This is a genomic window from Photobacterium sp. DNB23_23_1 (assembly GCF_052873815.1).
Map to the genome: position 1 here is coordinate 118,794 of NZ_JBNNXT010000012.1, position 10,135 is coordinate 128,928.

Below are 10,135 nucleotides of genomic sequence, written 5' to 3' on the forward strand. Positions count from 1 at the left end.
CTTATTGGTTGCCCATAATGGATTTGTACTTCATTTGGTCATGATACATTTCCAAGAAGACTTGATACTTCTTGTCATGGAATGTAGAGCGTTCAGCGTTTGGCTGTATCCTGTCGCCTTCAGCGTACATAGAGCCGATAGCATCAAACAGCGTTGGATAGGTATCACTGGCGGATGCTGCGAGCATGGCGGAGCCGAGGAGCACAGCATTCACTTCTTTCGGGAGTACAACATCACACTGACATATATCGGCATGCTCTCGAAGCCAGATAGGGTTTTTGGTACCACCACCACACATGTGAATTTCATTAATCTGATGACCATGTTCAACCATCGTGTCGATGATATGGCGAGTGCCATACGCAACAGACTGGATGGCTGAAAGATAATGAATAACAAGCTCATCAAGACTATCATTGAGAGTTAAACCAGAAATCATGCCTTTTAGATTAGGATTGGCCCGTGGAGAGCGATTACCGTGGTAATAGCCTAACAAGTGAAATTCACTCGTAATTTCACCACCTTGTTCCAACACAAGAAGCCGATCATTAATAATGTTATAAACAGTTTTACCTTCAACTTCAGCACGCTGTTTAAGAGCTGGGTATACGCTTGAGGTTCGAATGACATGATCAACCAGCGCCCCTGCTGCACTTTGTCCGCCTTCTAGCAGCCAGTAATCAGGCAGCATGGCCCCCCAATACGGTCCCCAGACCCCTGGGACAAAAGTTGATACCTTACTCACTGCCATATGGCAGGATGAAGTTCCCCCAATGATTGCTAGCGTGGTCTCTGGCTTACTGCCAATGATGGCTAAACCACCAGCGTGTGCATCAATGATGCCCGTTGCAACCACAACATCTGAAGTTAAACCCATGAGTTCTGCACATTGGCCTGAAAGCTGACCAGCAGCAGTGCCTAGATCTGCAATTTCACCATCAATTTTTCCAGATGAAACCAAATCATTTAGACCTGCAACTTCTAGTACAGACTTGGCCCACTCTTTTTTGTGAGCAAGGTAATTCCACTTACATGTCTTGGTACACACGCTTCTTGTATTTTGATTTGTCGCTTTATGCACAAGGAAATCAGCCAAATCAAAAAAAGAAGCTATCTTGGAGTATTGAGTTGGTAAGTTTTGCTTAATCCAAGCAATCTTGGGGATTTCCATTTCAGGACTAATCTCACCACCGACATACTTAAGATTTGAATCGTTACTAGCGTTGATCTTTTCGGCTTGCTCAATAGCGCGGTGATCCATCCACATAATGATGTTTTGATCATTTATTCCTGTAGGGGATACAGAAACTGGCTGGCCCATTTCATCTAATGCAACCAAGGAACACGTTGCGTCAAAACCAATCCCCTTCACTTGAGATACATGAACACCACTATCTTTAATGGCATTTTTTACAACCTTACATGTTTGTATCCAAATATCATCGGAAGATTGCTCAACAAAGTTGGGCTTAGGTCGAAATTGTTTTATCGGTGAAACCGATACCGCTAAACAATTCCCCTTATTGTCATACACCCCCGCACGGACACTTGCAGACCCTACATCCACGCCAACTAAATATTCTGGCATCAAGAAACTTCCCTATGCTAACTCGTGTTAGCAGATTATTAGCAAGTGCGTATTGCAATTACAAGCTACGATGTTTATAAATACGGGCAGGGATTTTTTCGCCAAAAGATATCAAACGCCACACATATCACGAAATTTGTTTGATGGTGAATTTTTTGGTTGTAAGTTAACTACACTTTTGTTTTTTCTTTCATGCTCAATTCAACCTTTAGATATACCAAGAGAGCATTTATTGCTGACTCAAATGATTATTCTCCATTTAATCAGCGAACTTTTACACTTACCCGTTGTTGTAAAGCACCAACAGCATGTAAATGAGTTGTTACACTGGATAAATACAAAATATGAGTAAATCAATTTCTGAAATTGCGATGGATACCGGATTTTCGGTTACTACTGTTAAGTTTGTTATTAACGGGAAGGCAGATAAATATCGCATTTCAAAAAAAACTCAAAGTGTCATTCAAGACTATATCCTTGAGCACGGATACACGGTCAACCAGACTGCGAGAAGTCTCAAGCTCAATAAAACAAACACAATTGGTCTTATAATACCCTGGCTATCCAACCCATTCTTTTCTCAACTCACAGAAAAGCTACAAACAAAATGCCAAGAAGAAGACTTGCAACTACTGGTTGTTTCAAGCTTCGGCGAACCAAGTCAAGAATACGATTTGCTGCAAACTCTCTTAGCTCGTGGTGTCGATGCACTCTTCTGGGTAGCAAGCTCTCGTGAGAACCAACTTAAAGCGATTAAAGCAAACTCTAACAAACCAATTATTTTCATCGATCAAACTTTCACCCAAGATAACGTCATTATTGTTCATTCAGACAACTACTCAGGCAGTTACCAATTAACAAAGCGTGTTCTTGATCTAACCATTTCCGAATCATTCTATATCTGTGGAGATACCAACTTCCCTTCTATCCAAGCTAGGCTTAAAGGTTTTGTTAATGCCCACCATGACGCAAACAGAGAACTACACCACTCTTGGAACCGGATAGTAAATAAAAACACACATCAAGATGGCTACCATGCATTTAAATCTTTATATGAAGAGATCAACAGAGTACCAGAAGGCCTTATCTTCTCGTCGATACCACTAATGGAAGGCAGCCTGCATTATATGAAGGAACAACTAGGTGCAATCCCACGAACAACCATCATAGGAACCTTTGATGATCATACTATGCTTGATTTCCTGCCCAATCGAGTTTTGTCCGTTAGGCAAAACGTGGACGATATCGCGTATCACTCAATGCACAAGCTACTACAAATAGTAAAACAAAAAAAACTAGCCTACGAAAATATTATCGTCGATCCCATTATCGTTGACCGTAAGTAACCCTACACGATGAGGGCCTATAAGGCAGCTGGGCTGCCCCTTCATGGAATGGAGAAATATAAAGTGTTCATAATCATTATGTCAGAGTAAGGTCTCGGGTAGTAAACTGGCGAAAGCCTCCCCAAATCATGAGATAAGCTTACCTCGACCGCTCATGCTTAATGGTTTCAAACTTCTCGACCGCAATTGTGATTTCCCGCCTTTAAACCGAGCAATAATGTCTTGCCAGAAAGATAAATATAATCGAATATGATTTTTAGGAAGAAACTACCTTAAATCAGTGAGGATTTATGTCTAGACGGCACTTTATCATTTTAATGGCATTGATCATGGCCGCTGGCCCATTTGCAGTCGATGCCTATCTACCAGGTATACCCTCGATGGCTGAGTATTTAGGGGTAGGCGTTAATTCAGTTGCAACTACAGTGAGTTTTTACATTTTTGGCATGGCACTGGGACAATTGATTGGCGGGCCATTAGCCGATCGCTATAACAAAAGAATCATTATTATCGGTGGTCTAATTCTATATGCAGTGGCGTCGATCATCATTGCTTCAGCTGCTAGCCTTCATGTTATTCAGATCGCGCGCATATTTCAGGCAATTGGTGGCGGTTTTGCAGGGGTATGTATTGCACCTTTGGTCAGGATGCGCGAGAAAGGGAATGAGGCCGCCAAGCTGTTTGGTTTGATCGCCCTTATCATGGTTCTCGCCCCCGCTGTGGCACCAAGTATTGGAGCTTTGATCTTGCTGACTGGTGGGTGGCAGAACATTTTTTACTTTTGCGCTGCCTATTCACTGTTTACCGCGGCTGTTGTCGCTAAATCACTCCCCAAATGTCCGACCCGATCTGATCAAGAAAACATACCTGCATACCGCCGATATATAATGGTCATGCAAAACAAGCAAGCGATGAGCTACTTACTTGTTCAAGCGTGTGGCTTTAGTGTGATGATGGTCTTTGTAACTAACGCCTCATTTATCTATCAAGTTCAATTTGGACTGAGTGAGCAATTGTTCGGCTTGGTATTTGCAGCAAACACCGTTGCTAACATGCTGATAAACAGGATCAATTCTAAACTATTGAGCTCACAACCGGCTATAAAGCTACTGCGTATCGGTGTTCTATTCCAAGCCATTTTTGTTTTAGTATTAGCGACGTTCACCGCCATGGAAGTGTCTGTATATGTTTATATGCTTGGTATTATGGGAGCTGTAGGCATGCTTGGTGCCATTATGCCAAATGCCAATGCTCTGTATATGAGTCAGTTTGACGGCAATACAGGTTCAGCATCAGCACTTTTAGGTGCTGGGCAATTTTTGGCCGGTGCCTTAATGGGCGGCCTCACTACTCTGTTTTACAACGGCACACTATGGCCTTTGGTTATTGTCATGCTTTCGTTGGTAACAGCTTCAAATATCCTATTACCAAAAGAAGAAAGCACTTGTTTGACGGTGGACTAAGCACCAACACTGATAAACAAATTGATGAACAGGACAAGCATTAATCTTGTTACGCACTTACCAAAGCATCAGGCCAGTCTTACAGAAGGAAGTGGATTATAGGGCGAGTTGAACTAGGTAGTGCTAATCCAACTCGCAACCTCTTGAATATTTAGTTACCCACCGAGCCCCTTACTTGCGGCCCTTCGGCGGCTCTGGCAACTCATCTTCGGATAACGAACCACTCCCGTCTTTATCGAACTTTTCGAAATCATCTAATAATGGGCCTCTGAGCTCATCTTTAGTCAGAACACCATCACCGTTAGTATCAAGCTCTTCAAAAGATGGCGGAGCAGGTCTACGCTCATTGGCTAATGTCGGTAATGAGCCACACGCTAGAAATAAAGCCAAAACTGGAAGGGTGTATTTTTTCATGAGTTCATCCTCGATTTAAGTATTCGTCAAGCTCTCGAAGTATTTACTTAGCAAGCGCTTGTGATTAGCGATGATTCAATCTAAATCGAAAATGTGGGGAGATTATGGAGAAATCGAGGAGATACTAAATCGGAAATCCGCTCCCCCCTACAGCCATTTCAGCTAACTCAATTACGTATTGTCCGTAATACCCAAGCCTTCAGTTCAGTGAGTCATCTCCATCGTATATCGCACTTAGTACTTTTTGTTTTTCACATCAATATGTTGATAATACACGGCGGGTCAAGTCAATGGCCCAAGCTTGAAGGTATATCGAAGACGGCCACCTATAGGGATCTGGAAACACCTTTGTGTCGATTAGCGACTTACCGACTGGTTTGAACACAGTCATCGATGCTTATGGCTCGATCGTTACGTCGTTCGATGAGCACAAATAGCACTACCACACCAGTCAGCAAGGCTTTGGACAATTTCGAGTTGCGTTTTTTCTAATTTAGTAAAATATGAATTACCTCAGGTATGGCTGACCTATCATTCTGTAATTAAATTTTCACCTTAATAAAACTCGACTGTGTTATCTGAACACCGCTATCTTTCTTGTGATTTTGGGCTTTTGTTGTCAAATCTACCCCGTAAGTAATCTTTTCATTTACCAAAGTGAAATACCCATGATCCTGTAGCTAACTTTCAAACCCTCAGGGTCTGGTTTCACCTTTAACATGTTATACAATTAGTTTCTCTAGCGAACTTCGTGGCTAATACCTCTGTTTTATCGTCTAAAATCAGCAACTTAAATTGATAGGCGCTTAGCGCGTTAACAAGCAGAGTTTTGGTATCAGGGAACGGAGGTGCTCAATTACTTCTTTAAATAGATTGGCTACTCACTTCATCAATGAGTTATTTTATGTGCCGATTTAATAATCGGTTCTTTCTGCTATACATCAGGCTAAATGTGCACACCAAATATGTACTACAACTACCCATTAAAGCTATTTAAATTCATATTTTATTTATCTTTTTTTGATAACGAACTGGTAAATGATGCAACCCATGCGTTACTATGTATATCTTTGTTTTGTATGGCTATGATCGATATTTCATTGGTCATAATTGAAAGCTGTAGTTTTCTGCATGATAAGGATATTAAATGCAAAAATATGGATATGTTGCAATTGTAGCATCTTTAATTATGAGTGGTTGCGGTGGAAGTAGTGATTCCCCTCCACCATCGACAAGTACATCTACTCTTATTAAAACTTCAGTTATCCAATCTTCAGATACTTGTCCAAATGGCGGATTAGAAATCGCAGTTGGAACGGATTTAAACGGGAATGGGATCTTAGATAAAAATGAAATTAGCGGCTATCAGACTATATGTAATGGTAGTGTTGGCAATGAGTCGTTAATTGATATCAACTACATTTCCCCAGGTAATAGTTGTCCAAATGGTGGGAGTAAATTTTCGATTGGTATCGACCTTAATGGCGATGGCAAGCTTTCCGAAAGCGAAACTACCGAAACATCCTTCATGTGTAACAGTAGTGCTAGTACAGGAAATTACGACTATGCATTCTTAATCAGAATTCGTGGAGAAGGCCCTGGAGAAAGTTGTGAATTTGGTGGTAGTGTTGTTCTTGTAGGGGCTGATAACAATCGTAATGGCATCTTAGATAATAATGAAATTGTGACGCAACACTATACTTGTTACAACCAAAACCCGGATGGGAATACACCTCCGGATGTTCCAGAATTAACTGTTTTCAATACGGTTTTAAATACTCCTAAAAGTGGAAGCTTAATCGCTGATGATGCTGAAAACGATCGCCTTATCTTTATCATTACACAAGCTCCACGCTTTGGAGAGCTCACTAGTTTCAGCTCACTAACAGGCGAATTTACTTATCAACCAAGTGTTGATTTTGTCGGTAATGACCAGTTTTTCTATATTGCCGATGATGGTCAATCTCAATCATCTCAGGGACAGGTATATATTAACGTTTCCGACGTGGATGTGCCGAGTGGACACTTTTCAATTAATACCAATAATATTCAGTTTGTCGATTATCCTGATGGTTTAATTCCTCGAACTTATGTGGTTGGTGGTATTAATTCTGATAACAGTGTTACCGCTAATTTACCTAGTCCTGCAGCGATAAGTGCTCTTAATCTTCAAAATCTTGCGGATAGAGAAAGAGAAGAAGAGGCCATTTCTCCATCTGTTAATTTAATACTTTCTAATTTACCTCGAGCCGCCGGAACAACTCAGGTAGAGGTAACATTGGTTGATGGGCCAGATTTAGAGCGAGCTCAGGGAGAACGGCAGGTTACTTTCTCGTATGCTTATGATTGGATTTCTGATGGAAATAACCTTTCAGTTAAGTCATCAAAGGATGGGGAAGCAACTGCCACATATTTTACCTCCGATGGCGAGTTAGCCGTGAAGTTGAAGTTAGATAATAACTCTGACATTTTCAGTGTTGATAATGGTAATCGACTAATTTTTAATGTTGCATCACTGTTTGATGATGATCAACTAGGCACGGCTTTATCCCCTGGGGTGATGAGAGATGGATCTTATTCTTACTTTGTCACGTTTTCTGATTTCCCTGTTGTCGACTCGTATGGCAATTACTTTGATTCATTCCGAGGTCGGTTTAACGTGACGCGTCAGCCTGTGCCCATTACTCAAAATGTAACGAAGTCACTAGAAGTAAGGCAGGGGCAATTAATTCAGGTATCGGCGATGTTATCAGGTTATGGTGGCACCGGCCCACTTACGTATGCATTAGTTGATGGTGCTATTACGGGAGGGGTTACATTAGCTGAATCGTCGGAAGGAAAAGTAATATACGCACCATTAAGTGCAAATTTGCTTATCGATGATGCGTTTAGTTATCAAGTTAATGATGGTTTTTTAGATTCAAACTTATCTAAAGTAAGGCTGAATATTACAGATGATACGGCTACAGAATCGGCTTCATTGAAGTCTATATACGATAGTTCGACATCAGCGTTTGAAGTTTCATGGATAGACAAATGGACTGATGAGTTCGGTTTTCGTGTCGAGAAATATAATGCGAGTTGTGAATGTTGGGAAACAGAGGAATTACTTGCAGCCTCACCAGAAAGCGGTCTGCCGATTACTTGGACACGAAATGTCAGTGAGAGTAGTTATTATCGTGTGTTTGTATTGAAAAGCGAGGGTGAAGCATTACTAAAACCTGCTGTTCTTGTCGCAAATGCAGATTATCAGCCAAGTATCATCTATGATCAATCATTGCCTATTGAGGGGATGATGATTGCGCAGTTAGATTCACCCTCACCGATTATTTCGACGGTCGATTGGTATGTTGACTTTACGCATAAATGTACGACAAATATGGGGGGGAATTGGACAGAACCGTCGTGCCAAATAGATACTACTCGAATCGCAGATGGTATTCATTCGATATTGGCAAGAGTGAAAATGCAAGATTCGTCATATGTCGATATCGAGTCAAGTTTCTCAAGCTATAACCCTGAAACACCAGTTCCATCTGTGAGTCAACGAGTGCATACAGGAAGTAGCAGCTCAACGACGCCAGACATCGGCCACTATGAAATTCAAGTATCGGCATCGGATGATTCAGGAATAAGCTTTGTCGAGTTATCAATGGATGATATGGCACCGGTCAGGTTAACGGAGCCTAATTCTACATGGTATCGTTCGCAAAATTATTGCTACATATATCCACAAAACTGCGTTAATAAAAATGCTTACACGTGGGCGTTTAACAATTTAATACCAGGGTCTCATTCATATTCGATTTTAATTGAGTCTAACCGCGGTGAAGTTAGAGAGGTGAGTTCTAAGGTTAATGTTCCAATCTTAATAGATCTTCTTTCGCCGTCAGAAGCTGATATTAGTGGTGATAGCCTGCGTATTCTTGGCAACATTGGTATCACTAATAACCCCGTTCGTATTACTGTCACGCTCGGGAGTTTAACAGTTTTAGATACGACCGGAACAAGCTTTGATACGACTGTCGATATGAGAAGTGTAGCTGCTGGTAACTATACACTGAGGATAACGGTTAAAGATGTTGTTGGTGGTGCATCTTCAACGTTGACTAAAACTCTTACATATACCAAATAATCGATGAGATTCTTTGTTTTGGTATTACTGATAGTATCGAGGGGAGTATTCTCCTCGGTACTTGATTTACCTCTTATCGCGACTGATAGCAAGGAGGTCTGGATTGATACAGGTTACTCAACAAAACATTTCGATATCTTTGATTACGCCGATAAAGTATCAAGTTCTGTACGGTTCAATAATGAGTCCTCAATTCATTTAGGTTTTAACTACGATACTTCGTTAGTTTGGAACAAACATACGGTAGTCACAAGAGGACATGTTTTTTATCGTTCTTTTCGTGCTGATAGAGCTATTGAACCGACTTATCTTGAAATTGATCAATATGGGTTTGCCGCTAAGTTACAGCTAGTGAATCAGAAACAAGATCAAGGATTTGAATTTGGGGTATACCATAGTCGCTTTCCTATGCAGCGTTTTGATAAGTACCAAATGGGAAATGTTATTTTTGGAGAGGATATTGTATTACTCGATCCTGATAGTTTAGAGCCTTTACCATTACTTGAGGTCGAAAATAAGGAGTTTGGTGTATCATTTCATTACCTCAGAGACCTATCACAGCTCTGGCCTTTTCATCTTGCCGTTGGTTATCATTTGGCTCAAATAAACCCAACAGTTGATTCAAGGTTATTTAATGTAACAGATGAAAATTTTTTGAGTATGGAAGTTAAAGGTGGAACTGTGCGAGAGCACATCGATACGCTAAAGCAAAAAGCACCGCAGAGTAAAGCGTGGTATGAACATATATTGAATGCTCAACTGCTTTATCAAAATAAATTTTCAGATGCAATGGGTGGCACAATTTCACTCGGTGCTTATTACATTACTGAGAGTGGCTATGAGCAAGATTACTTAGAAAACATAAATATTACACTTGATGCAAGGTTACAGTATCAGGTAAACAACCATCTGACTTTCATCACTAGTTGGTACGTGGCTTCTAACTACATGCTTGGAACGTCCCCAGGGACATACAATCAGCAAACAGCTCCATTTTTTAAACATCCGTATTCATATATTTCTGCGGGAGTGTTATTCACTTTTTAAGTCGGTTTTTCCTTTGTACTGCCGGAGTACTTATGGCTCTTTATTTACCATAACCTCCGTTCTATGTAAGCGCCCCACGATCCCACGTGGCGCGCTTTAATAATCGAAGTTCCAAGGAAGCAGCGAGTCGATATCCGGCTCA

General features: G+C 41.0%; 6 protein-coding genes. 4 read left to right on the forward strand and 2 right to left on the reverse strand.

Going from position 1 to position 10,135, the window contains the following annotated elements:
- Position 1: 1 nt before the first annotated feature.
- Complete coding sequence (locus ACVA53_RS10225) at positions 2-1,588, reverse strand: FGGY-family carbohydrate kinase (protein ID WP_446505029.1); 1,587 nt, start codon at positions 1,586-1,588, stop codon at positions 2-4.
- Between the two features lie 344 nt (positions 1,589-1,932).
- Here ACVA53_RS10225 and ACVA53_RS10230 point away from each other — a divergent pair, with 344 nt between their 5' ends.
- Entirely contained in the window at positions 1,933-2,934 is a 1,002-nt protein-coding gene (locus ACVA53_RS10230; RefSeq protein WP_446505030.1) for a substrate-binding domain-containing protein, read from the forward strand.
- Positions 2,935-3,224: 290 nt separating this feature from the next.
- Complete coding sequence (locus tag ACVA53_RS10235; protein ID WP_446505031.1) at positions 3,225-4,397, forward strand: multidrug effflux MFS transporter; 1,173 nt, start codon at positions 3,225-3,227, stop codon at positions 4,395-4,397.
- 171 nt (positions 4,398-4,568) lie between these two features.
- Here the strand turns inward: ACVA53_RS10235 and ACVA53_RS10240 are convergent, their stop codons facing one another.
- A complete protein-coding gene (locus ACVA53_RS10240; protein ID WP_446505032.1) occupies positions 4,569-4,811 on the reverse strand; it encodes a hypothetical protein in 243 nt (80 codons plus the stop codon).
- 1,147 nt (positions 4,812-5,958) lie between these two features.
- Here ACVA53_RS10240 and ACVA53_RS10245 point away from each other — a divergent pair.
- Together ACVA53_RS10245 and ACVA53_RS10250 are read left to right on the forward strand one after the other, a co-directional pair.
- A complete protein-coding gene (locus ACVA53_RS10245; RefSeq protein WP_446505033.1) occupies positions 5,959-8,946 on the forward strand; it encodes a DUF7151 family protein in 2,988 nt (995 codons plus the stop codon).
- A 3-nt stretch (positions 8,947-8,949) separates the two neighbouring features.
- Complete coding sequence (locus ACVA53_RS10250) at positions 8,950-9,993, forward strand: hypothetical protein (protein ID WP_446505034.1); 1,044 nt, start codon at positions 8,950-8,952, stop codon at positions 9,991-9,993.
- Positions 9,994-10,135 lie beyond the last annotated feature (142 nt).